Source organism: Streptomyces sp. BK340 (assembly GCF_007827595.1).
In the GTDB taxonomy this organism is placed as follows: Bacteria; Actinomycetota; Actinomycetes; order Streptomycetales; family Streptomycetaceae; genus Streptomyces.
Genome location: NZ_VISR01000020.1, coordinates 166,956 through 189,486, shown reverse-complemented (window position 1 = coordinate 189,486; position 22,531 = coordinate 166,956). Strand labels below are relative to the sequence as shown.

Sequence of the window (22,531 nt, the reverse complement as noted above, 5' to 3'; positions counted from 1 at the left end):
CGGGACAGTAGGCGATGTAGTAGGAGATCTCCTCGGGCCTGCTCACGCTGCGACGGGCGATCACCCAATGCCGGCGGTCCTCGCGGTGCCAGGGCCTCACCTCAACGCGGGCCCAGTCATAGATCCGCCGGCCGTGGGCTCCCTCACCACAGGAACGGCGTTTCCACTTCTGCCGGGGCAGAGCGGGGAACAGATCGTGGACGGGGTGGTCGATCGACCAGCGGGTGACGACCGTGTCGTGCCGAGTGGTGGCCATGACATGGAAGACATCGGCCTGCTCCAGCTCGAACCGCCAGCCCTTGCTGAAGCCGTAAGCAGCGTCCGCCGTCACCCAGCCGAACGGGATCTTCTCGGCGATGGCCCGGCGGACCATCGCCTTGGCCATCGCCACCTTCGTCTCGAAGGCGACACTGTCGTCGATGCCCGCCCGCCGGCAGCGCTCACGGTCATCGGTCCACGACGTGGGCAGATACAACCGCCGGTCGATCAGCGTGCGTCCGCGGCCCGTCGCGTAGGCGAGGAAGACCCCGATCTGGGAGTTCTCGGTGCGTCCCGCGGTGCCGGAGTACTGCCGCTGGACCCCGGCCGAACGGACACCCTTCTTCAGAAGGCCGGTGTCATCGACGATCAGGACGGCATCCCGGTCACCGAGGTTCTCGACGACGTAGTCACGCACATCGTTCAGAACCTCGTCGGCGTCCCAGTCGATCCGGTTCAGCAGCCGGTGGATGCGATCGGGACCGCCATGACCGGCCTCCTCCGCCAGCGTCCAGCCGTTCTTCCGCTCCAGCGGCGCGACCAGCCCGCGCATATAGGCCAGCGCCGACTGACGCGGCTCCTCCCGGCTGAACCGGTGCACAAACCGCTCATGCACCGCTTCGAGCTCACCCGCCCACAACCTGACATCAGCAAGGTCCCCACCCATAACCAGACCAACGACCCAACTGGCCACCAGTCACGGCAAGCACCGTTGCAGTACTAAGCAAAGGCCCGGGAGGGGCTGGACTCGGTCACCCGGCAGGGAGACTGACCGTGAATCTGGCCCCGGGCGTGTGTCCGGGGTCGTAGGAGACATCACCCCCGACGGCGCGGGCCAGGCGCCGCGCGAGCGGCAGCCCGAGGCCCGCGCCGTCGTGTCCGTCGCCTGTGTCGGCGCGTCGGCCCGGCTGGAACAGGTCGTCCACGAACGTCTCGGGCACGCCGGGGCCGTCGTCGACGACATCGATCCGCACGGAACCGGGCAGGCGCTGCGCGGACACGATCACGCTGGAGCGGGCGTAGCGGACGGCGTTGGCGATCAGCGGGCTGAGGATCCGTTCGAGGAGAGCGGGTGCGACCCCCGCCTCCAGCATCGGGGCTCCGGGCTCCAAGGCGGATTTCACCTGATCCGGTGCATCAAGTTGCTCGAGCAGGCGGTCCAGGGCGGCCACGACGTCGGTTGTGCCGGGCACCGTCGCCGGGTTGCGCGCATTCTCGCGCGCGTCGTCGAGGAGCGTGTCGCAGATCGTGCGCATGGACTGCGCGGCCTCGGCGATCACCTCATGGGCGGCGCGGGTCTCGGCATCCGTGCGCGGGCGGGCCCGGCACCAGTCGAGTTCCATGATGATCCGGGCGAGCGGCGTGCGCAGTTCGTGGGACAGCTCTCCCGTCAGCTGCTGTTCGTGGCGCAGTACCGTGCGTATGCGGTCCAGAAGTTCGTCCAATGAGGTACCCAGGCGGACGAGTTCGGCGGGCTGATCCTCCGTGCCGAACCGCTCGGCGGAGCCCACGGCGCTCCACTGCGTGGCCTGGTCGGTCATCGTCCGCACCGGTCGCAGTGCCCGGCCGACGGACAGCCGGGTGAGGGCATAAGTGCAGCCGAGCATCACCACATCCAGGATGAGCGACCCCAGAAGCAGGGTGTCAGCCGAACTCCGGTACGGAGCCAGGTCCAGGGCAGTGACGACGGTGGCGGCTGCACGGCCGGCGATGTGCTGGGAGCACAGTCGGACGGGCCGGTGACCGTGGACGGTGGCACATATACGCTTCCGCTGCGCGGCCAGCCGGTCGGCAGCCTGGGTCAGCGGACTGCGGACTGTGGCGGACGGAGGCTTTTCCAGGAGACGGGTCCTGTCATAGATCCACACGTTCGCGTCGAGAAGGCGGTCGTTGACGGTTTCCAGGATGCGGACCCGGGGACCGCTGGTGTCGACGGTCGTCGCAACGGCTGCTGCCCGGTTCCGCAGTTCGTAGTCCACTTGGTGCTGCAAGTGCCGGTCCATCACCATGTTGAACACCCCGGTCAGGATCGTCATCAGCAGGGTGGTAGTGGTCAGCGCCACGAGGGAGAGGCTGCCGCGCAAGGTGCGCGGGGCAAGGCGATGGAACACATGGAAGGCACGTTTCATGACAGGCGGTGTCCGATCCTGCGGGCCGTACCGATCGTGAGTCGGCTGCCCGCCTCACGCAGCTTGCGGCGCAGCCGGCTCAGGTACTGGTCCAAGGTGTTGTCGCTGACCTGCGCGCCTTCGGGCCAGCCGACCCGCACCAGATCCCGACGGCGTACGAGGGCCCCGTCCGCAGCCACGAGCGTGGCCAGCAGCCGGAACTCCGTCGGGGAGAGAGTCACGCGGACGCCGCTCACGGTCAGGCTGTGATCCACCGCGTTCAGGACCAGATCACCGGTGGTGGCGCAGGGTTGGGGGGCAGCCCGTCTGAGCGTTGCACGCAGCCTGGCGGCGAGTTCGGCGAGATGGAAGGGTTTGAGCAGGTAGTCGTCGCCTCCGGCGGAAAAGCCGGACAGGCGGTCGGTGAGCTGGTGCCGGGCGGTCAGGAAGATCACAGGGGCCAAGAAGCCATTCGCCCGCATGGCCTGGCACACGTCTCGTCCGTCCGCGTCGGGCAGGCCGATATCCAAGACGGCCGCCGCGATGTCGGTAGTCGCCAGCCACAGAGCTGTGGCGCCGTCAGCGGCCAGAACGGGGTCGAAGTCCTCTTCGTACAGCCCCCGGTACAGCACGTCCCGCAGGGCGTGATCATCCTCAACTACCAGGATCCTCGGGCGCATGATCCTCCGTCGGCCCTCCGGCCTGGGTCGTACCTGCGATGAGCGATTCGGGCAGCCACCAGGCCGTTGGCCAGCTGCACACCACCTGCCAGCGTCGGACGACTCGCCCGCTGATCACATCGCTGCAGCTCATGAGGTCATCAGCGGAGCCCCCACACCGCTGACAAGCTGTGTCTGAGCCGGGAACGACAGAAATGGGGGGACCGCGGCCGATTGAGCGACCGCCCCGGGCCGGCGTGGCACCGTGGGATTCACGGGGCGAGCACACGCCGGGCTAACGCCACACCGACGCTCACGCCCGCCCCGCGGCATGCTGCCGCAGCCGCGCAGATTCCGGTTGCCTCGTCGACGGAACCGCCCAGCAACCGGCTCGCCGCCAGCCAGTGAAAAGCTCGTCCAGCCGGTTTCCTGTCCGTCGGCGGCAAATCCCAAGCGCCGACGTCAAGGCGCTCCTGGCACCAGACAGCCCATTCCACGTCGTCGGCTACTACCGCACGCAGCGCGCGGAGGTCTGTCGAGCCGACTCCGGGCAAGGCTTCGACCGGGCAGGCGAACAGTAGCGTCAGGGCCAGTACATCGTGCACAGCGCGGTACTCGAACGAGCCCGGTGGCCAGGGCGCCTCGCTGCGTGCGAGTAGACGGCCGGCGCCGTCCTGCGCGCAAAGCCAGGCCAACGGGACCTCGGCTGTCCAGGCCTGCGTGGTCACTGGAACGAGTCGCCGCAGGCGCAGGACCCATTCGCGTTCGGGTTCTCGATTACGAACCCCGACTTCTGAAGGGTGTCCAGGTAGTCGATGCTTGCCCCCTCTAGATACGGCCCGCTCTTCGGGTCGATCACCATCGCGAAGCGGTCGAACCACACCACCGACATATTCTCCGCGACCAGAGCGGCCCGTTGGGCCGCCGTCTCCGCGTCGTCCTCCTCCGCGGGCCCTTCGCCATCCCGCTCTGCCAGAGTCTTGACGAGGGCCTTGGCGTATTTGCCGGTGAAGAACAACTGGTACCGCAGCCCCGAGCAGCCACCCGGCTGCACCGAAACCTGTAGCGCCAGCCCGGGCTCCTCCCGCCGTAGCAGGTCGCCGACCTTGGCTATGGCAGCCTCCGTCAGCTCGACCGCATGCGTCGTCTCCTGCACCGCGCCCTCCCTGTCAGCCTTGGCCCGGGTTTCGGGCCCCAATGTGACTACGGCGGGCGACAGATCGAGGTTCACACAGTGCGCCCGGGCATGGCCTGCTCGTGACCATGCGGACCGGTTGTACGGGGAGGTCACAGGCAGAGACAGAGTTGTACGGCTCAGACTTGGTGCGGCCGCGGAGGACCATCATGCAGGCCGCAGGAGCGGCGATCCGGTGAGCTGATGATGCCGAACGTGACAGAGCTTCTCCTGTACTCAAGGGCACCGTCCGCCCGCCCACGGCACCGACGCAGCCGAACGCGATTGCTGCAGATGAAGACTCAGAGATCGGGGACAACACGGTCGTCCCACTGCCGCCGCATGAGCGGAGTGGCCACGCTCGGCCTGCACTCTCATTGTCGTGTCGCACCTGGAAATATTTAGTCTTTTTGGCGCAGCCGCTCGTAAGTGATCTTGATGACTGCCTCCAGCACGGCGGCCGACTCGGTGCAGAGGTTACGGTCGTTGCGCAGATAAGTGGAGATCATGGCCAGTGGTTCCGCTACCGGACGATCCTTGTCCTCCGAGCGGACAAAGTCGCCCGCATCGAGGCCGGACCACGCGCACAGTGCCGCAAGTCCGTCCACGTCCAGCCGTTTGCCCTGGGACATTCGGGTCAACGTGGAGGCGCTCACTCCTGAACCTGCAGCAATCTGCCTCCAGTTGAGACCTCGCGTAAGCCGCGCGGCGTCCAGGGCATCGTAGAAGCCCCCAGCATCGAACCATCCCTTTTTACCCATGTACTCTCCTGCTGATTGCAATCTCGCAATCGAGCGTCACTCAGCCGGAATGCAGCAGGTACGGCACGGCGTAGCCACCAGGAGCGGATCCACGACCAGGCCGCCATCCGCACTGCGGCTGGGCGGGCCGCCAACTGCTCTCAATTCGCGACAGCTTGTTTGCGTGTAAGGATCATCGAGGCCATCCGGCGTACGGTCAGCAACAGTCCCCAGAACACATGCATCGCCGCCAGCGCAGTACCGATCATTGCAACAGCGGCAGCCGCGGATTCGCGCCGGAGCTGGGAGGCAGAGCGCTTGCTCGCCGATGGCTTGATGAGCTGGCGACCGATGATCACCTGAACCAGGTTCCCGGCCGCCATGAGACCAGCGACACAGGCAATGACTGCATTCATGGCACGGAGGATAGATCACCAGTCGAGAGGAAGACCCGGCACCCAGGGTTGGGCCGCCTGAGGTGCTCGGACGGCTGCACTCTGACCGCGTGATGCGCTGCCCTGCCGCGTGCAGCACCAGGCCGCCGCAAGGCAACTGGGTTCCAAGTACGGTCCGGAGTTCCGCCTGGTCGAGCCGGAAGCCTGGGGTGATCCCGACACGGCCACGGTACAGGTCACCGAACGTTGCGGACTGGCCCGCACCATGGCCTGGGACCATGTCCGCCAGGCCGGGGCAATCATCGACCTGGATCGACCCCAACGGTGAATGTTGTGGTCGCCGGCTTGCCGGGCCAGGCTCGGCAACGGCACCTCGGGCACCTGAAGTTTTCATAGCGGACCGGATGTTGCCGCCCGCAGGTTGCCTGTCTTGAGCAGGGCCGACTAATCCGAATCATGCCTGGCCATACGCGACGGCGTGCACTGGCCGCCGGCCCCAGCAGTGAATACGGACAGCCCCCGGCAGCAGACGCCCACCGACCGGCACCCCCAGCCCGGGCTGGGGGTGCCGGTCGGTGGGCGTCAGGCCAGGGAGCACGTCAGGAGTTCCTGATGCTGCCCTCGTGATCAGGAGGGCACGAAGAAGGTGCCGGCATCGGGTGGTAGCGCAGCATTGTCGGCTCGGCGTAGCGTGCGTAGGCATCCAGCACCGGTTGCTGGCGGCACAACCGAGCCTTCTCGGCCCGGCGAATCGCGCGCAAGGTCTCCAGCGTGTGGCCGAACTCGTCATTGACCACGTGATAGTCGTGCTGGTCCACGAAGTTGAAGTCGCGCAGTGCCCTTGCGTGCCGTAGTTCCCGCTCCTCGGTATTCTCGCTTCCGCGGCCGGCCAAGCGCTGGTCCATGAGTTCCACACTGGGCGCCATCACGAAGACGCCGACCGTTTGCCCGGGGAAGCAACGCTTCAGATTCAAGTACCCCTCAGGGCAGTAGTCGAACACCAGGTCTCGCCCAGCGGAGAGGGCCCTCTCCAGCGGAGTGCGGAGTGTTCCGCAGTACTCGTCGTAGGACGGATGAAACCAGTGGGCGAACTCACCGTCGGCGACCATCCAGAGGAACTCGTCACGGCTCACGTGGTCGAAGTGCTCCTCACCCCAGCCGGGGCGCGGCTTCCGGGTCGTTACCGACCGGGCGTGGCCCAGTGCAGGGTCGGCCTCAACCAGGGCCTGGGCCAGGGAGGTTTTTCCCGTGCCCGACGGGCCCGAGAGCACGAACAGAAGGCCCGAGGGCGCGGTGAGGAACGGTGCGGTGTCACTGGGCATGAGCGGGGATCACCTCGGCTCGGAGAGGGCGGCACTGAGGGGCTGACTCCCCGTTTTGGACGTCTCGAAGCGAGCCGACAGGGGTCAGCGGACCATGCGTCACCAGCGTAGGGGGAACCGCCAGCGATGATCCTTCCGTTTCCTGTAGTAGGAAACGACAGGAGACGACACGTTGCAGGAACACATGCCAACCGAGGGCAGATCACCATTCGGCAGCAAACTGCATGCCCATCGGACTGGCCGAAAGATGTCCTTGCAGGCACTGGCGACCCTGGTGCATTACAGCAAGGGCCATCTGAGTAAAGTCGAGAACGGCGAGAAGCCTGCCTCGTCGCAGCTGGCACGCAGCTGCGACAAGGCCCTCGGCGCTGGCGGCGAGTTGCTGCTTGCCTACCAGGCTGGCCTGGGTGCGCCGCGGGCGCAACCCCAGAGGCCGGCCCAACTGCCCATGTCCACCGTCCCCTTTATCGGACGGACGATGCAGCTGGCCGCGCTGGACGCTGCCTTCGATCGGTTCCGCACCAAGAGCCGTGAAGCAGCGGCCGTCATCGTCGTGGACGGAATGGCAGGCGTGGGAAAGACAGCTCTCATGCTCCAGTGGGCGCACCGCGTCGCCGAGCAGTTCCCCGGCGGGGTCCTCTTCTACGATCTGCGTCCCGGCGGCGTTGCAGCGGATGCCGCGCAGGTACTCGCGGGTTTCCTGCAGGCTCTCGGGATAAGGGCCGAAGAGATCCCGCAGGAGACCGTGGAACGGGCAGCGCTCTATCGCACTCTGCTGGCGAAGCGCCGGGTGCTCGTCGTGCTCGACAACGCGGTGTCCGCCGAGCAGGTACGTCCGCAACTGCCCAGCGCGCCAGGCAGTCTTGTGCTGGTCGGCAGCAGGGACCGTCTCCCGGGCCTGGTCGCCAGGAACGGGGCCACCCGGGTCACCCTCCAGCCGTTGTCCACGAACGAGTCCTGCGAGCTGTTTCGCCAGGTGACGCGGCAGCGACAGCTGGGCGTAGCCCCTGCGACCGTGGCCGAGGTGGTGGGACGCTGCGGACACTTGCCGCTAGCGTTACGGATCGCCGCGGAGAGCCTGCTGGCAGGAGCCCAAGGCGTCTTGAACGGGTTGGGCAGCAATGCGGTCTGTCTTGATCTGTTGTCTGCCGGAAACGACGAGGGGGCTTCGATCAGAGCGGCGTTCGAGCAGTCGTATCGGGCCCTGGACGACGAAGTCGCCCATGCCTTCCGCCTTCTCGGCAGGCATGCCGAAACCGGCACTTCGCTGGCCGCGGCCGCCCTCCTGCTGGACACGGATGAGGCGACCGCCTGGCGCCGACTCGACGCCCTCTACCAGGTGCACCTGGTAGAGCAGCCCAGCCGGGGCCGCTACCGCGTTCACCGTCTCCTGCGGGTCTATGCGGCGGAGCTGGCCGCCCTAGACCGGCAGAAGTGCGACGAGGGCTCCCGCCGACTCCTGGAGTGGTACCAGCGCACCGCGCAGGAGGCACTATGCGTACTGTTGAGCCCAGAACACGACGGAGCGGTGGTCGAAACAGGCCGCTTTCCGACCTCGGAGCACGCCTGGCGGTGGTGTAAGGCGGAGGAGTTGAACCTGCGCCTTGCCATCGCGCACGCCGACCGTCTGAACATGGACGCTGTGTCCATCGAACTCTCGGACGTCACCAGGATCCTGAGCCTGTTGCGGCACGGCAACTGCAGTCCGTCCAGCCCACTTGAAAGACCGCGCCTTGGCTCGGGCAAGGAGCCAGTCGGCTCCTACTGATCGTGGCAGTAGGAGCAGGGGAACGAGAAGGAAGCGTGTGCCATGGACGTGAGAACGCCCGTGGCACACGCCGCCGGCCAACTCTGCGGCTGACCTTGGCCTTGCTCAGACGCAGGCGGAGACCCACCTTGTGGTTACGCGTCTTGGACCCTTCCTCTCCTGGCAAGGGGTTTGTCAGGTTCCGCGGGATTTTTCGGGCCAGCGTTCTCCTGGCTCAAGAGTCTTGCCGACGGTAATCCGTACGGACAATAGGTTTCCTCGAGGAGGAAACGCGGCACTGGGCCACGCCGATCGTGTCGCCGCGGAATTTCGGCCCGGCTTCTCGAACCGTTTCCCATGCAGCACATACGACGGCCTGGCGGTTCGCCCATGGCCGGCACGTTTCCTGTTCAATCAGGAAACGAGAAAACCCTTGAGCAGTCAGTCCCATAAAAACGATGCTCCAAGCAAGACCGCAGACGCAGGGACGACTGGGCATGACCTCTTCTACCACTCCGAGCGTGGGGCCGGATGCCTCCGCCCGGAAGCCGCACACCTTTCACAACGACCGCCGTACCGATCCGGATTTCCGGGGGCGGGATTTCTCGCTCGCAGCACAGGGCCGTAATGCGATCCGACTGGCGGAACACGAGATGCCGGTCCTGATGGCGCTGCGCGCGTGTTACGCCGTGAGCGCTCCGTTGGCCCGTGCCAGGATCACCGGTACTGTCCGCACGACCGTTCAGAGGACAGTGCTGATCGAAACACTGGTCCAGCTCGGCGCCCAGGTCCGCTGGACAGGCTCCAACGTGTTGCCGACCCAGGATCCTGCAGCCGCCGCGGTGGCGGCGGGACCAGGTGGCGACCGGCTCGGCGTCCCCGTGTTCACCTGGAAGCGCCAGGGCCCGGACGAGTTCTGGTGGTGCGTCGATCAAGCGCTGAGCTGGCTGGACGGCGATGGGCCCACCATCCTCCTGGATGACGCGGCGTGCTGCACCGTGTTGCTGGACCAGGGTGTCGAGATGACCGGGCCGGCAGCCATGCCGCACGTCACAGTGGACGGTGAAGACGAGTACTTCGAGATGCGGCGTTTCGCAGGAAATCTGGTGGTCGAGGGCTGCTTCGTCCCCCCGATGCACAACTGGTTCCTCTCGGCCGCCCACGGCGAAGACGCCATCGAGGAGTTCCTGGCCCACGCAGGACGCGCGATGAGCGGAACGCAGGAAGAGCTGGTCGGACTGTGACCCGGCTCACGATCTCGGGCGAGCTGGACTACGGGCGCCTGCTAGACCTGATCTCCGACCAGACCCGTGCTCTCCGCGTGACCCCGACCGGGCCGGCCGAAACCGTGATCCTGCTCGACGGCAGCGGCCCCGACCTGGCCCTGACCATTCCCAGCCGGTTGCCGTGCGACGCGACCTGGTGGGCGGCGGCCATGCTCCGCCGCAGCCTGCGCCGGGTGCCGGATGCCGAAGCCTGTGCCTCTCCCTGGCTGGAGTCGCTCCTGCTCAGCGGCCGCTGGCGGCACCCCCATGCCGCATACGATCAACCAGGGGCGGACGGCGTGCTCCTGTTCAAACCGGGCATGACGGTCACTGCTTCGGCCCTACGTGAGCTGGCGGACCGGCTGGCCGAGTGCGGCTACCGCGCCGACCAGGCCAAAGTGCTTCCGGGGCAGGAGATCATCGACAGCGGGGCCGCGACGGCTCACTACCACCCGCACACCGAGCTGGCGCGGCGCGGGACCCTCACCGCGGAGGAACGAATCACTCTGCTGCGAGTTTACGACCGACCCGAGTTCCAAGCCCGGTTCGGCACGCGTCCGCATGACCTCGACGTGGTGCCCGCCTACCGGCTGCTCGCCGAGGGACGACTCACCCCGGGACAGCTGGAGAAGTGGAGCACGGCCTCCGCCGAGCTGCGCGGACTGGACAGCGGAGCGGTCGACGGCCCCAACGAGATCGGCGACTGTCTATCTGTGAACGTCTTCCAGGATCCCGACTTCAACGGGGGCGAACCGGTCATCGTGGTGAATCCGCACATGCCCGGGGTGCTCGCCCAGCTGGAGCACCCCGAGAACAGCACGGTGGCCGTCCTGGTGTCCGCCGTCGGCAGACAGGCGCTGAGCTGGAAGCGCGTGAGCCAAGAGTTCTGTGGCGTAACCGATCCCGCCCAAGCACTACCGGGCAGTCTGCGCGGCGATGCCTTGGCCGGCCTGTTTCCGCTGCGCGGAACGACCGGCGAGCCGGTACACCGCACCAACAACGGAATACACCTGAGCAACGGCGTGGCCGAGGCGATGCACGACACCCTGACCTGGTTCGGTGTCCCGCCGGAACAGACCTCCCCGGGGCGCCGGTTGAGGAAGGCTGGTACGGATCCCGCAGCGGTGCTGACCCATCCGTTCCTCGAACTGGCTGGCCGACGGCGCGCGGTGGCGACCCTAACCGGCGGACTCGAAGCTGAACGCGCAGCTCGAGCTTTGCAGGCCGGCCGACGGTGCGAGGTGGACGACTTCCCCGGCACCGCCGACAGCGTGCGCCGGATCGACGTCGCCTGGCAGCTCGCCGTGTCACTCGGGCGCGCACCAGGCACCGCCGCGGTGCTGGTCACCGGCTCGGTGGGGCGCAATCGTGCGTGCCCCGACTCCGACCTCAACCTGCTGGTCGTACACAGCGCGGGGTCGTTGGCCGACGGTCGGCACCGGCCGCGATTTATCCGCAACGGCGTGGAGGTGCTCGTCGAGTACCTTTCGCTCGACGAGGCCGAGTGGCTGACCGCCGCTCAGCACCCGTCGCTGTCCTCAGCGAACCTCTTCCCTACCGTCCTGCACCGGCTGGGACTGGCCGCGCAGTTCACCGGCCTGCCTCTGCTGGATAACCAGGGCCAGGCACGCCGACTGGCCGACCGCGCCGCACAGCAGTCAGTGCCGCCCGCGCTGCTGGCCGCGCACTTGGACAGGGTGCTACGAGCGGTGCGGAATCCGCGGCGCGGCGGCAGGCCAGGCTGGTCGGGGATCCGGTCGGCCGCCTTTGCACTGACCGTGGCGGCGCTGGCCAACCAGCCAGTGCGCTACCACAAGCCCAAATGGGTCCCCGCGGACCTCCGGACGATCGGCCGGCTGGACCTGTGGGAGGTGCTGTGTGAGGCGTGGCAGGTGGCGGAGTCGAGCGAGGCAGGGGTCCGGGCGACGCTGCGGAAGGCAGCGTCGCCCGGGACCGACCACCGAACACTCGCCGACGCCCACGCGCTGCTCGCCGCCGGCCGGCTGGCGGACGCCCTGTTCTGCGGCCGCTTCGCCGCTGGCGCCGCGCTCCGCCGTCAGGACCACGCGGGATTGGCGGCCACACCCCCCGCGACGCTCGTCCACCGACTCACGGAGCTTGCCGAACAGGAACTTCACCGTTCGGCAACCTGACTCTCGCACCACCCCAAGGAAACCCGATGACCTTTGCCGATCAGATACATCTGGTCCACGCGCTCGACGAACAGCTGCGAACGACGAGCATCTGCGTCGCCATAGCGTACGGGGCGCGCCATGATCCGGCCGGCCGCGGCGGCCTAGCCCACATGCTCGATCACCTGCTGATGGCGGCCCCCGTCGGCGATACCGGCCCGCTGGTCCAGCACATCGAGAGCCTGGGCGGCAGCGCCAACGCCGAGACAGGTCTGGAACACATGCTGTTCTACGCCCAGGTTGCCGCCGAGGACGCGGACGAGGTCGCCGACCTCCTGCTGCGCAGCCTGCTCAGCCCAGTTCTGGATGCGGCCACGCTGGAGGCCGAGCGCTCGGCAGTGCTGCAAGAGCTCGCTGCCGCTGAGGCCGACCCCGCGGACGTGGTCCAGGATGCCTTCCTCGGCGCGATCTTCGCCGACCACCCCCTCGGCCGCCCGGTCGGCGGAACCGTGCCCGAGATCACCAGTCTCGATCTCGACGCGGTCGTCCGCGGCCACCGTGAACGGTTCCTGACCGCCCCGATGGCGCTGGCCGTGGTCGGACCGCGGCTGCCCCGGGCGCTGGCGGGCCTGCCGACCGGGCGTCGTGCCGAATCCGCGCCACCGGCCCCGGTGCCGCTCGGCGCGGTCCGCGCCAGCCAGCCTGCCTGGCCCAACTCCTCCGGCTGGGTGGCCGTCGGCGGCCGCTCGCACGGCCTGGCCGACGCCAACCGCCATCGGTACGCCGTACTGGCCAACCTGCTTGGCGGCAGCGCCTACTCGGTGCTGTACCAGGAGCTGCGGGTCGCAGCAGGTCTGGCCTACTCGTTCCAGGCATGGGACCGCGGCTACACCGAAGCCGGCGCCTGGCGGGTGCTGATCGGCGTGGAGAGAGGCAACGGCCCCAAAGCGGTGGACATCGTCACCCACGAACTGTCCCGGCTGGCGCACCAGGGGCCTACCGACCGCCATCTGCAGGCGGCGCTGCGGCACGCCCGGACGAACCTGATCCTGGACAAGGAGACACCGCTGGAGCACGTCCGGCTGCTCGCCTCTCGGGCCCTGCACCACCCCAGGCGTTGGGACATCACCCGGGAGCTTGCCGATGTCGCCGCTGTGTCGGCCACCGACGTGCAGCGGGCGGCCGCCGAGGTACTGGCGAACTTTGTCACCGTGGTCCGCCCAGAAGCCACGTGAACCCCGCAGCGCCCGCCTCCCAGCGCTCCTTCGCCGAAGCCGCCGCTGTACTCGTGGAGCGTGCTCGGGGCCACCGCTACGTCGTCGGCGTACACGAAGCCCGTTGCCGAACGAGCGTCAGCTTCCGGTCGAGTACTGCGACGAGGAACTGCTGACCGAGCTGCTTGGCTTACACACCTCGCCGAGCAGGCGCATGCCCTGGAACCCGCAGCGACAGCGGTGGTCCTCCGGGCGCCCGGGACCGTCCGGCTGAGCGAGCCCTGGCAGCGCACCATCAGCTAGTGATCCATCCCGCGGGCCCGAACGTTGCCACCTCCGCTGCCCTGACCCTGCACGGCGTCGTGATCAGTCCCGCCCATGCAGCGCTGGACGACGACCGGATCACCGAACGGCTGGCCGGGCCATGGTCGAGGGCAGCGCGGACCGGTCACTCCGCCGACTGGGACACCGCCACCCTGCTAGCTCAGGAGGGCGCCTGAGCGCTCTGGGCTGCTTCCCTACCTGGCCCGGCTGGACGGCACTGCGGTGGGCTACGCCCCAGTGCTGTGCGCCGCGCAGGACGAAGCCACCGACCGTTGGGCCGTGGAACTGATCGACGCCTTGGTCGAGCACGCGAACAGGCCCCGTTGCAGCGGCGTAACCACAGCGCTCACCTCGGCGGCTCTCACCCGCTGCCTGAACCTCCCCTGCCTGGCCCACGTCGTCCACTCCGCAGAGCGGGTTGCTGCGGGCAACGGCGACCGAATCGGGGCCACTCTGCTTACCCAGGGCTGGGCACCCGACCACGTCTTCTGGCGACGCCTGGCACACCCTCACGATGAACGGCGCCTGACATGGACGCTGTATGACGACGGCGCGCCGGACAGACACGCCGCGGGATGGATCTGTGAACCCGACCGGTCCCCCTACCCGTGGAACCTGTGTGAACTACAGACAGGTCCAACGTGTACAGATCTTCGACGACCGTAACCGCTCGCCTCGCTCGGTTGGCCACGGGACTCTCGCACGTCAGTCCGCTTCGGGGCTCGGACGGAGGCACAGTGACATGATCTGTATCGTCGTCGCAGACAACGAGGTGCTGACCCGTAACGGCATCCGCGTCATCCTGCACCAGGCGCCCGACATTCACTTGGCCGCCGAGCCACTTGTGGGGGCGAGGCGACGATGTTGGTGATGGTACACAAGCCGAACGTGCTGCTCATCAACAGCGGCATGATCGGCGCCACCTCAGGAGGGACACCACGGGCGTTACGCGGCATGGTGCCTGGAACCTGTCTCGTCGCCCTGACGTCGTCGGGCACCGACGACCACGCCGACCGGGCCGTGCGCGGCGGGATTGCCGGATGTGTTCTCAAGAACGGCGACCCGTACGAGCTGATCCCCGCGACAAGGGCGGCCGCGGTCAAGGAAAGCCTTGCGTGTGTCTTCGGCAGCGCGCTGTGGATTCGCCAGCTCGCTCACACGCAAACAAGGGGGCTTCACCTGCGAGTACCGGTTCCCACGTCTTTCCGTACGGAGGGCTGGGATCGCACGAGACGCGGGCCGCTGGGGAGTGCGGCCGGAAGGGGGTGCAGATCGTGCATGCGGTAAGCGGGAATTCGGGGGCGGAATCCCCTGCGCACGTATCGGGAGCGTCGTCGGCGGCGGAGCCGTCCGGGTCTGGTGCGGCGGTTTCCGGCCGGTGCTTGGCGGCCGAGGGCCGTCGGCGCAGAGAGTTGCGGGACTTCCTGGTCAACCGGCGCGGCCGGCTGACTCCGGAGGACGTCGGGATCCCGGACTACGGCCGTCGCAGGACTCCCGGACTGCGGCGGGAGGAAGTGGCCTTTCTTGCCGGGGTCAGCGCCTCCTGGTACCAGTGGCTCGAACAGGGCCGGAACATCTCGGTGTCTCCGCAGGTGCTGGACGCCATCACCAAGGTGCTCCGCCTTGACCAGGCCGAGCGTACCTATCTATATGTGCAGGCCGGTCTCAATCCGCCCCTGCCACTGAGCTTCGAGCCGCTCAAGGTGGATGTCATGCTGACACATCTGACGGAGAACAACCTCCCCTACCCGGCGTTCGTGTTCGACCCGTACTGGAACCTGGTCATCGCCAACCAGGCCACGTACGACATCCTCGGGTACCGCAAGACCGACCGGAACTCCCTCGTCACCTTCTTCACCAGTACCGAGCTGCGTTCCCGTGTCCTGAACTGGGGGGAACTGGCGCCCCGGATCGTGGCGCAATACCGATACGGGATGGCCACCCGGCCCGGAGACCTCGGTTACGAGATCGTCGTCAGTGAACTCGTGAAGATCAGCACGGAGTTCGCAGAGCTGTGGTTACGGCACGATGTACAGGCCGAGGGTGTCAACGTCAAGGTCGTCGACCATCCCGACCTCGGGGTGCTGCACTTCGATGTCACCCGGATGCGTATTCCCCAGTTCCCGGACCTGCTGATTGTGCTGTACAATCCCCGGCCCGAGCAGGAAACAGGCGTTGACACCCGGGGGATCCTCCGCTCTGCCTACACCTGACCTGGCGTTGCGGGGTGCCCCCAGTAGGGGGGCGCCCCGCGAGATGGTGTCGTGCAGTTGCGGCACACGCAGTGTGCCGTACTGGACGGGCTGGAGCAGGAACTGCGAGACGAACGGTCCGGCCAGGTCGGCCCGGGGGTTCCCGCGGAAGGGCGTCAGCAGAGTGATCCTCCCACAATCCGATCCGATCCGATCCGCTGCGCGAGCACGACCGCACTACTCGCCCTCCTCTAGGATCATCATCCTGGCGTAGTCGCAGTAGCAGGCGTCTTCGGCGGCAGATCAGGTCCGCACAACTGCCGCGTCCTCGCCGGGCCGACCGTCGGCCAGCTCCCACGTAGGACACGTCTTGCCAGTCAAGGGAGTTGAGGTAGACAGCCGCCAGCACTGGGATGACCAGGAAGACTGTCATCCCGCCGCGCATCACGAAAAAGGCCGTCAGGTTCTGGCGCCCATGCGCCTGCCGTGAACAGGGTGCACCCGGTTGCCACGAGCGACGCCACGCGAACAGGCCCAACCACCCCCGCACATGCCCGACCGTCCGCAGCACGGCCAGCCCCCACGAACACCCCATGCCGCCAACGTGGCTGCGCCTCCCGACCGCCAGCAAGCTTCCGCCTCGTACACCTCAGTCAATGTGTGCCATCACCAGCCGCTCCAGCGAGCCTGTCCACCGCTGCGCGTCCGGACCCCGGCACTACCAAGCCTCCGGCAGACTAGGGTCGGAGACTCGTATCAGTCCTCAATGATCGGCAGGCCGCACCACGGGGCCCCGGGGCAGCCGCTCGCGAAAAGGCCCCCGGCAGCGTACTTGGCAGCTGCACCGGTCAGCTGACCGCGGGGTGTTCGAACGCCTGGCGTGCTTCGCCGAGCAGTGCTCGCCACGATGCGACATCGGGTCTGCGACGCAGCAGGTTCCGGCGCTCGCGCTCCGTCATACCGCCCCACACGCCGAACTCAATGCGACTGTCGAGGGCTTCGGCCAGGCATTCGGTGCGCACTGAGCATCCATGGCAAAGCGTCTTGGCCCGGTTCTGCTGGGCCCCCTGGACAAACAGTTCGTCCGGGTCGGCATGGCGGCAGGCAGCGCTCTCCACCCATCCCTCGACGGTCATGGCTTCCCCCTCGATATCCGCAACGACCCTACGCTGCCCGCCGCACGGAACGCCCGCCAGGTCACACCGTCCACGGCCCCGTGCGAAGCCCCGGGCCGCAGCTCACCGGGCCACAAGTCGGCAGCGAACCAGGCCGCCGCGCCATCACTGGACGATCTCCTCAAGCAGATCCTGGACAAGCACCCCCGGGAACCGCGCATGGCTGCGCAGGCCACCAGCGAGTTGGAGGAAGCACTCCCCGAGCACGCTCGGGACACCACCATCGTGCAACACCCTTGACCGGCTCGTCGCGAAGAGCGCAGTCGAAGACTCAAAGCAGAAGAGCACCGTCCTGTACACGAGTCACGGGCCTGCCGCCGCGGACAGCACAACCATGGGATCGTCCCCGACGGCCGGCGAGGAAGAAGAGGAGGCTCTGGCACGGGCGCAGCCCCGCCTGCACTCGGCGCACTTGCCGATGACTTCGCGGTGCAGCTCGAGCATTTTCCAGACGCGGCCGCCTCCAGTTCGCGCCACACAGCGTTCATGACCTCCCGCCGCCAGTATGAGCCTCACCCCTTAGGGATCTTGCTCTTCTGATCAGGGCAGTAGACGAGCACCGCGGCCGAGATGAGCGCGGCCGTCTCCGTGTCGGAGAACTCGGTCTTCGCATACGCCGCCGCAGCCTCGAACGAGCCCCTCTTCAACTGGCCGCACAACTCGTCGCCCTCGGAGCCGAGCGCGTGCGCAAGCTTGTCGGTGGGGATGTCACTGAAGTCGGCGGGATCGGCGGCGGTGACGGCCTCCGCGTACTTCTTGTCGTCGGCACTGGGGCCGCTGCCGGAGCAACCAGCCAGTATCAGCGCGGCGAACACGGCGGCACCAGCGGTAAGGGATTGCTTCATTCCCGGCCTCAGTCCAGTTCGCCGGCGGCTGTCTTGTACGCGGCGGCCTGCTTCGGCGTGAGGTAGTGCGAGACGCGTACGAGGACCCTCCCGTGCACGTAGTCGTACTCGGCGAGTGGTGGCATCGACTTCAAGACCGCCTGGATGTACCTGGCACGGGCATTTGCGTCGGCCGGGCTGCCGAACACCTCGATGGCGCCACCGCGACCGACGTCGCCCTTGTCCATGCCCCTGATCTGGTCGGCCGGGACCCGACTGTCGTCGAAGGTGACCTTGGACGTGTACTGGTGGGGACGGCCGAGCAGGTGGTTCGGGTCGATCGCGGCCGTTACGAAGCCGGGCCCCCTCGCGGACGAGACTGCGGCCGAGACGCGCCTAAAGGCGCAATCGGCGGTGATAGGCATGCTGACAAGGGTGGAGGCTTTCCCATCCGAACTGTGCTGGCTGGGGGAGTTGCTGCTGCATGCCGTGAGCGTCGTGAGTAAGGCCACGAGGGATACGGCAGTGGTGAGGGTTTTGCGCATGACCGCGATGCTGGTGCCTCCACCGATGCCTGCGCGAGGGGGTATGGCGGTGTTGTGATGCTGTGTTTGGATCTTCGCACACACCGAAAGACACGACCGCGTGGTGGCCATAGATAGGACGCAGTTTGGGGCACTTGCGCGCACACGTATCAACGGAGCCCCGCGCAGCGTTGAAGGGGCGGAACCCTCACCGCATCAGCTCCCAGGCGCCCTTCTTGTCTCCTCCGACAGTGTCGCCACCGGGCCAAGTTCCGCGCCCGACGCGAGCAGGCGGAGGGAGGGGAGGATGCGTATCGTGCAGCCGAGGGGCCCCCGCGGTCGAGAGGAGCTGGCTCTCGTATCCCAAGATGCTCTCCGTGTCCGGGCCGCCTGCCGGTTTCGGGGCCGCTGCCGTTGTGTCCGTGGTGCGGTCGTCCGTGTCGACGTGGTCCGAGACCGCCTGGACCCCCAGGTCGTCGGGGGCGAGATCGCCGAGTCTGACGTGGACACGGAGCGAGGGCGTCGTGCCGAGTTCAGCCGCCGTCTCGACGTGGTCGACAGTGACGTGCGCTCCCGGGGAGGCTGGGCACGTCAGTCTTCGTCCGCACCGAATATGGCTTCGGCGATCAGGCGGGTGTCGGCGTCGGTCGCCAGACCGACGGCGCGGCCAGCGGATCGTCGCAGCGACCTCTCGCTGTGGACGTTTCGATCAGAGAGACCAGAGCAGACGCATCAGCTGCAGCATGTCCATATCGGCACAACCGGCACGTCGCCTGACTGAATGGGGATGGTCACGGCTGCCAAGATCGAAGCCGGTCGGCGATGTCGAAGGTGGTCAGCCGTAGCGCCTTGATGTCCTCGACGAGTTGGATCCAGTGCTGTTGATCGGCGACGACGGTTGCGCCGGAGGCTTCGACATAGGCCACGGCGACCGCATACCCGTACAACTCATTACGGGCCGGCAGCGGGCGCTGCAGCACAATCGTGTCGAGCAGTGCGGCCGCCCTCCAGAAACTGTCGGGGTTGTCCACGTCCAGGTGGGGTGTGTTCACCCGGTGCCGGGCGACGGCCGCGACCAGGGCGGAGTAGTCGCGGACTTGTAGCTCTTTGCCCAGAATGCGTTCTTGCCGGTCGAGAAGCCACCGGATGTCGATATGCAGATCCAAGGTCAGGCCGCCTGGTGGGTCGGGCCGTGGCCGGCGCTAGGTGAGTCTGGCATGCCGCCGAAGGCCTCGTCGAAGGCCTCGGCGAAGCCGGGACGCTCGAGGGCGGCGTCGAAGGCAGCGGTTGCCCGGCCGAGCAGCGCCTGGTGTTCTTCCTGCCGGGAGAGGTCGTCGAGGTAGGCGGCGAGACTCAGGCCGCGGGCCTTGGCGAGCGCCATGAGGCGGTCTCGCGTGGTGGTGTTGATCCGTACGCTGGTGTCAGCCATATCATGAGTATGCACCAGTGTATGCGCATCTGCATACACCCTGTCCTGTCTGACCAGAGAGCGGCAGACTCGCAAATCCTGTGGCTGTTTGCCATCGGCGTTGGCCACCACGAGACACGTCCGTGCCGTGGCTGCTGGACCCGCACGGGAACCTGGTCATCGCCGACCAGGCCACGTACGACATCCTCGGGTACCGCAAGACCGACCGGAATTCCCTGGTCGCCTTCTTCGCCGGCGGCGAGCTGCGTTCCCGTGTCTTGAACGGGGGCACTGGCGCCCGGATCGGGGCGCAGTACTGGCACGGGATGGCTTCCCAGCCCGGAAACCTCGGACCAGCATGGACACCCGGGGATCAGCCCACGCCTGGCCCGGCGCTGCGGGGCGCCTCCCTGGAGGGGGCGCCCCGTCTTGCCGCGTCAGCCGTTGAGGGTGGCCATCATCGCCGCGGGGTAGCGGTCGCCGACGGCGGAGCCCGGGGCGAATATCGCGGACAGCTCTTCGAGCTCTGCGTCACTCAGGGCGATGTCCAGCGCAGCGGTGTTCTCGTCCACCCGCTCCGGCCGGGTGGTGCCGGGAATCGGCACGATGCCCTCGGCAGAGCGCAGCACCCACGCGAGTGCCACCTGTGCGGGCGTCGCGCCCCGCTCCGCCGCGATCTCCTGGAGCTGGCCGAGCAGCTTGCGGTTGGCCGAGAGGTTGTCGCCCTGGAAGCGCGGGGCGATCCGCCGGAAGTCGTTCGCGGCGAGGCTGTCGAGAGAGGCGATCGTCCCGGTGAGGAAGCCGCGGCCCAGCGGGCTGTACGGCACGAAGCCGATCCCCAACTCCTTGACGGTCGGCAGGACCTCGTCCTCGGCGTCCCGCGTCCACAGGGAGTACTCGGTCTGCACGGCCGTCAGCGGGTGCACAGCGTGGGCGCGCCGGATCGTCTGCGCCGACGCCTCGCACAGGCCGATGTAGCCCACCTTGCCCTCGGCCACCAGCTCGGCCATCACGCCGACGGTCTCCTCGACGGGTACCTGGGGGTCGACTCGGTGCTGGTAGTAGAGGTCGATGTAGTCGGTGCCGAGGCGCTTGAGGGAGCCCTCGACGGCCCAGCGCACGGTCTCGGGGCGGCCGTCCGGGATCCGCGGGGGGTTCTCGGTGGAGTAGCTGCCGAACTTGGTGGCCAGCACCACCTGGTCGCGTCGGCCGGCGATCGCCCGCCCGAGCAGAGACTCGTTGGTCTCCGGGCCGTAGTGGTCCGCGGAGTCGAGGAAGTCGACTCCCAGCTCCAGGGCCCGTTCGATCGTGGCGATCGAACGCGATTCCTCGACAGAGCCGTAGCCGAAGGTCATGCCCATGCATCCCAGGCCGACTGCCGAGACCTCCAGGCCCTGGCTTCCGAGCTGTGTCTTTTGCATTGTCTTCCTCTTGTTCGCTCGATCAGATGGTGACGGTGGTTCCGTCGAAGCAGGTGACAGAGAACGTGCCACCCTCGTTGAACAGGGCCTTCTGCTCCCGCAGGAGCTCCAGGGCGATCGTCTCGCCGAGTTCGTAGGCCGCGGTGTTGTCCGTGCGGTAGTGGACGCCCGAGGAGGCGCGCCCCGCGCCGATGTTGGCCGCGAGCTTGTTGAGCTCGCCGCCGATGGTGAGGGAGCCCTTGTCCGAACCCGTGTACGGCACCAGGGACTTGCCGTCGGCGCTCGGCACGACCGGGTTCGACAGCACGTACGCCTCGTTGAACCAGGCCTTGAGCACCGTCGTGCACGCGCCCGCGACGGTTGAGTGTCCGCTCTGGTACGACGGGCTCATCGGCGAGCCCTCAGGGAATGACAACGGCAGCAGGTAGGAACCCTTCGCCGCCAGAGTCCGCTCCAGCGCCTGCGAGTGCAGGATCTCGTCATGGAGCAGCCCGGCGTACCGCCCGGGGCTGCGCCGCAAGTGCACCTCGATCCGTCCACCCAAGGCCTCGGGCCGCACCCGCCGGTGGACGAAGAACTGCTGGTACTCGGTGTGCTTGATCGCCCTGACGGCGACCTCGGCCAGCAGCGAGACCAGATGCGGCGTCCCGTACGTGGGAAAGCCCATCTGGTTCTTGGAGGCCAGGTAGGGATTGCCCGCGTCCTGGACCTGGGCCTGCGGCAGCCCCAGCATGATTAGCGCGGCATTGAGGTACGCCTGGTACAGGACGTCGAAGTGGGTGTAGTGCGCCAGGTCGCGGGGTGTCTGCAGATAGCGGGTGCCGGTGAAGTCCCGCTGGGTGGAGCGTGCCGCACCGCGCTGCAGAGCGAGCCACTCCCCGAACTCCGTGCCGTAGTCCGCTCCCGGCTGGACAGTGTCGTGCAGCTGCGGCACGCGCAGTGTGCCGTACTGGACGGGCTGGAGCAGGAACTGCGAGACGAACGGCCCGGACAGGTCAGCCGGGGTGTTCCCGCGAAAGAGCGTCAGCGGGGTGATCCTCCCGCCCTGCTTGGGCATGCGGATGTCGGAGTACGCCGAAAGGTCGTCGGCCGCGGCGGCCGCCAGCGCCGAGTCCTCGAAGTCGGTGAACTTCACATCACGCAGTAGCGCCAGCCAGTACAGTTCCGCCATCTCCGCAGCAACGTGTGCACTGTTCAGGCGAGGCGCGGGCGGGACGACCAGCTTGAAGGGGTCGGGCCCGGCAAGGTCGTAGGCGAGGCCGCCCTGCGGGCCGAGCAGTTTGCGCTCACCCGCTATGGGGATGGCCTCGAAGTCGGCGGGCTTTCCGGAGGCGAGGGCCAGCCGCAGCCGGGCGTATGCCGTGAGGTCGACCTCGCCGAGATCGTTGTGCGGCAGCCCTTTCGTGTAGGTGCCGATCTTCGACGGGATGGACTCGTCGCCGTTCACCGGGTGCTCCGGCCACGCCGTGGGGTAGTCCCGTTCGGCGGCCCGCTGACGCAGCTTCCGACCGGTCAGCGACCGCTCGTGCAGCGTCGATTCGTCCGGACCGGCGACCGCGTCGGCGGCGTGGGCAGTGCCACCGTCCACGCCCAGGCGGAGGCCGGCCGTCAGCGTCGCGGCGGAAAAGAGGATGGTTCTACGGTGCATC

Annotated in this window: 21 protein-coding genes; 7 read left to right on the top strand and 14 right to left on the bottom strand. The window is 67.6% G+C overall.

The window, feature by feature from the left end:
• From FB157_RS30520 to FB157_RS30495, 6 genes are all read right to left on the bottom strand, one after another.
• A partial coding sequence (locus FB157_RS30520; protein WP_145883864.1) for an IS701 family transposase occupies nucleotides 1–925 on the bottom strand: 925 nt, incomplete at its 3' end.
• Between the two features lie 85 nt (nucleotides 926–1,010).
• Nucleotides 1,011–2,387, bottom strand: coding sequence for a sensor histidine kinase KdpD (locus FB157_RS30515; protein WP_145883863.1), 1,377 nt, complete (start codon nucleotides 2,385–2,387; stop codon nucleotides 1,011–1,013).
• Nucleotides 2,384–3,046: a response regulator transcription factor gene (locus FB157_RS30510; RefSeq protein WP_145883862.1), complete on the bottom strand. Its 663-nt coding sequence runs from the start codon at nucleotides 3,044–3,046 to the stop codon at nucleotides 2,384–2,386. The genes FB157_RS30515 and FB157_RS30510 overlap by 4 nt, the downstream gene beginning before the upstream one ends.
• A gap of 703 nt (nucleotides 3,047–3,749) precedes the next feature.
• The gene (locus tag FB157_RS48770) at nucleotides 3,750–4,181 is read right to left on the bottom strand and encodes an iron-sulfur cluster assembly accessory protein (RefSeq protein WP_145883861.1); all 432 of its coding nucleotides are present in this window, start codon (nucleotides 4,179–4,181) and stop codon (nucleotides 3,750–3,752) included.
• A 419-nt stretch (nucleotides 4,182–4,600) separates the two neighbouring features.
• Nucleotides 4,601–4,960, bottom strand: coding sequence for a helix-turn-helix domain-containing protein (locus tag FB157_RS30500; RefSeq protein WP_145883860.1), 360 nt, complete (start codon nucleotides 4,958–4,960; stop codon nucleotides 4,601–4,603).
• Nucleotides 4,961–5,100: 140 nt separating this feature from the next.
• Nucleotides 5,101–5,355 (bottom strand): hypothetical protein, encoded by a 255-nt coding sequence (locus FB157_RS30495; RefSeq protein ID WP_145883859.1) that lies wholly within the window; start codon nucleotides 5,353–5,355, stop codon nucleotides 5,101–5,103.
• Nucleotides 5,356–5,464: 109 nt separating this feature from the next.
• Between FB157_RS30495 and FB157_RS30490 the strand changes: the two genes are divergently transcribed.
• Nucleotides 5,465–5,662 (top strand): hypothetical protein, encoded by a 198-nt coding sequence (locus tag FB157_RS30490; RefSeq protein WP_145883858.1) that lies wholly within the window; start codon nucleotides 5,465–5,467, stop codon nucleotides 5,660–5,662.
• A gap of 271 nt (nucleotides 5,663–5,933) precedes the next feature.
• Here FB157_RS30490 and FB157_RS30485 read toward each other — a convergent pair whose 3' ends face one another.
• Nucleotides 5,934–6,656, bottom strand: coding sequence for a guanylate kinase (locus tag FB157_RS30485; RefSeq protein WP_145883857.1), 723 nt, complete (start codon nucleotides 6,654–6,656; stop codon nucleotides 5,934–5,936).
• 172 nt (nucleotides 6,657–6,828) lie between these two features.
• Here FB157_RS30485 and FB157_RS30480 point away from each other — a divergent pair, with 172 nt between their 5' ends.
• From FB157_RS30480 to FB157_RS47560, 6 genes are all read left to right on the top strand, one after another.
• On the top strand, nucleotides 6,829–8,424 hold the full coding sequence (locus tag FB157_RS30480) for a helix-turn-helix transcriptional regulator (protein ID WP_145883856.1): 1,596 nt from the start codon (nucleotides 6,829–6,831) through the stop codon (nucleotides 8,422–8,424).
• 476 nt (nucleotides 8,425–8,900) lie between these two features.
• Entirely contained in the window at nucleotides 8,901–9,647 is a 747-nt protein-coding gene (locus FB157_RS30475) for an adenosylhomocysteinase (RefSeq protein WP_186581763.1), read from the top strand.
• Entirely contained in the window at nucleotides 9,644–11,821 is a 2,178-nt protein-coding gene (locus FB157_RS30470; protein ID WP_145883854.1) for a nucleoside-diphosphate kinase, read from the top strand. The genes FB157_RS30475 and FB157_RS30470 overlap by 4 nt, the downstream gene beginning before the upstream one ends.
• Before the next feature lie 26 nt (nucleotides 11,822–11,847).
• Nucleotides 11,848–13,035, top strand: a complete 1,188-nt coding sequence (locus FB157_RS30465) for a pitrilysin family protein (RefSeq protein ID WP_145883853.1) — start codon at nucleotides 11,848–11,850, stop codon at nucleotides 13,033–13,035.
• 281 nt (nucleotides 13,036–13,316) lie between these two features.
• Nucleotides 13,317–13,514, top strand: a complete 198-nt coding sequence (locus FB157_RS30460) for a hypothetical protein (RefSeq protein ID WP_145883852.1) — start codon at nucleotides 13,317–13,319, stop codon at nucleotides 13,512–13,514.
• Nucleotides 13,515–14,720: 1,206 nt separating this feature from the next.
• Entirely contained in the window at nucleotides 14,721–15,551 is an 831-nt protein-coding gene (locus tag FB157_RS47560; protein ID WP_186581762.1) for a helix-turn-helix transcriptional regulator, read from the top strand.
• Nucleotides 15,552–16,378: 827 nt separating this feature from the next.
• Here FB157_RS47560 and FB157_RS30450 read toward each other — a convergent pair.
• The 7 genes from FB157_RS30450 to FB157_RS30420 form a co-directional block, all read right to left on the bottom strand.
• Nucleotides 16,379–16,666, bottom strand: coding sequence for a WhiB family transcriptional regulator (locus tag FB157_RS30450; RefSeq protein WP_145883850.1), 288 nt, complete (start codon nucleotides 16,664–16,666; stop codon nucleotides 16,379–16,381).
• 551 nt (nucleotides 16,667–17,217) lie between these two features.
• The gene (locus tag FB157_RS30445; RefSeq protein WP_145883849.1) at nucleotides 17,218–17,550 is read right to left on the bottom strand and encodes a DUF732 domain-containing protein; all 333 of its coding nucleotides are present in this window, start codon (nucleotides 17,548–17,550) and stop codon (nucleotides 17,218–17,220) included.
• Between the two features lie 8 nt (nucleotides 17,551–17,558).
• Nucleotides 17,559–17,954 carry a hypothetical protein gene (locus tag FB157_RS30440; protein WP_261386626.1) on the bottom strand — a complete coding sequence of 132 codons (396 nt, stop codon included), beginning with the start codon at nucleotides 17,952–17,954 and terminating at the stop codon, nucleotides 17,559–17,561.
• An 890-nt stretch (nucleotides 17,955–18,844) separates the two neighbouring features.
• A complete protein-coding gene (locus tag FB157_RS30435) occupies nucleotides 18,845–19,219 on the bottom strand; it encodes a toxin Doc (RefSeq protein WP_145883847.1) in 375 nt (124 codons plus the stop codon).
• A 2-nt stretch (nucleotides 19,220–19,221) separates the two neighbouring features.
• The gene (locus FB157_RS30430; protein ID WP_145883846.1) at nucleotides 19,222–19,482 is read right to left on the bottom strand and encodes an antitoxin MazE7; all 261 of its coding nucleotides are present in this window, start codon (nucleotides 19,480–19,482) and stop codon (nucleotides 19,222–19,224) included.
• A 416-nt stretch (nucleotides 19,483–19,898) separates the two neighbouring features.
• Nucleotides 19,899–20,882, bottom strand: coding sequence for an aldo/keto reductase (locus FB157_RS30425; RefSeq protein WP_145883845.1), 984 nt, complete (start codon nucleotides 20,880–20,882; stop codon nucleotides 19,899–19,901).
• 22 nt (nucleotides 20,883–20,904) lie between these two features.
• Nucleotides 20,905–22,530 (bottom strand): vanadium-dependent haloperoxidase, encoded by a 1,626-nt coding sequence (locus tag FB157_RS30420; RefSeq protein WP_261386624.1) that lies wholly within the window; start codon nucleotides 22,528–22,530, stop codon nucleotides 20,905–20,907.
• Between the last annotated feature and the right edge of the window lies 1 nt (nucleotide 22,531).

Excerpts from the sequence above, each read along its gene's own strand:
- FB157_RS30485 (WP_145883857.1), bottom strand. The coding sequence starts at position 6,656 with ATGCCCAGTGACACCGCACCGTTCCTCACCGCGCCCTCGGGCCTTCTG.
- FB157_RS30495 (WP_145883859.1), bottom strand. The coding sequence starts at position 5,355 with ATGAATGCAGTCATTGCCTGTGTCGCTGGTCTCATGGCGGCCGGGAAC.
- FB157_RS30500 (WP_145883860.1), bottom strand. The coding sequence starts at position 4,960 with ATGGGTAAAAAGGGATGGTTCGATGCTGGGGGCTTCTACGATGCCCTG.
- FB157_RS30450 (WP_145883850.1), bottom strand. The coding sequence starts at position 16,666 with ATGACCGTCGAGGGATGGGTGGAGAGCGCTGCCTGCCGCCATGCCGAC.
- FB157_RS30420 (WP_261386624.1), bottom strand. The coding sequence starts at position 22,530 with ATGCACCGTAGAACCATCCTCTTTTCCGCCGCGACGCTGACGGCCGGC.
- FB157_RS30440 (WP_261386626.1), bottom strand. The coding sequence starts at position 17,954 with ATGCCTATCACCGCCGATTGCGCCTTTAGGCGCGTCTCGGCCGCAGTC.
- FB157_RS30475 (WP_186581763.1), top strand. The coding sequence starts at position 8,901 with ATGACCTCTTCTACCACTCCGAGCGTGGGGCCGGATGCCTCCGCCCGG.
- FB157_RS30515 (WP_145883863.1), bottom strand. The coding sequence starts at position 2,387 with ATGAAACGTGCCTTCCATGTGTTCCATCGCCTTGCCCCGCGCACCTTG.
- FB157_RS30445 (WP_145883849.1), bottom strand. The coding sequence starts at position 17,550 with ATGAAGCAATCCCTTACCGCTGGTGCCGCCGTGTTCGCCGCGCTGATA.
- FB157_RS30510 (WP_145883862.1), bottom strand. The coding sequence starts at position 3,046 with ATGCGCCCGAGGATCCTGGTAGTTGAGGATGATCACGCCCTGCGGGAC.
- FB157_RS30425 (WP_145883845.1), bottom strand. The coding sequence starts at position 20,882 with ATGCAAAAGACACAGCTCGGAAGCCAGGGCCTGGAGGTCTCGGCAGTC.
- FB157_RS30430 (WP_145883846.1), bottom strand. The coding sequence starts at position 19,482 with ATGGCTGACACCAGCGTACGGATCAACACCACCACGCGAGACCGCCTC.
- FB157_RS30465 (WP_145883853.1), top strand. The coding sequence starts at position 11,848 with ATGACCTTTGCCGATCAGATACATCTGGTCCACGCGCTCGACGAACAG.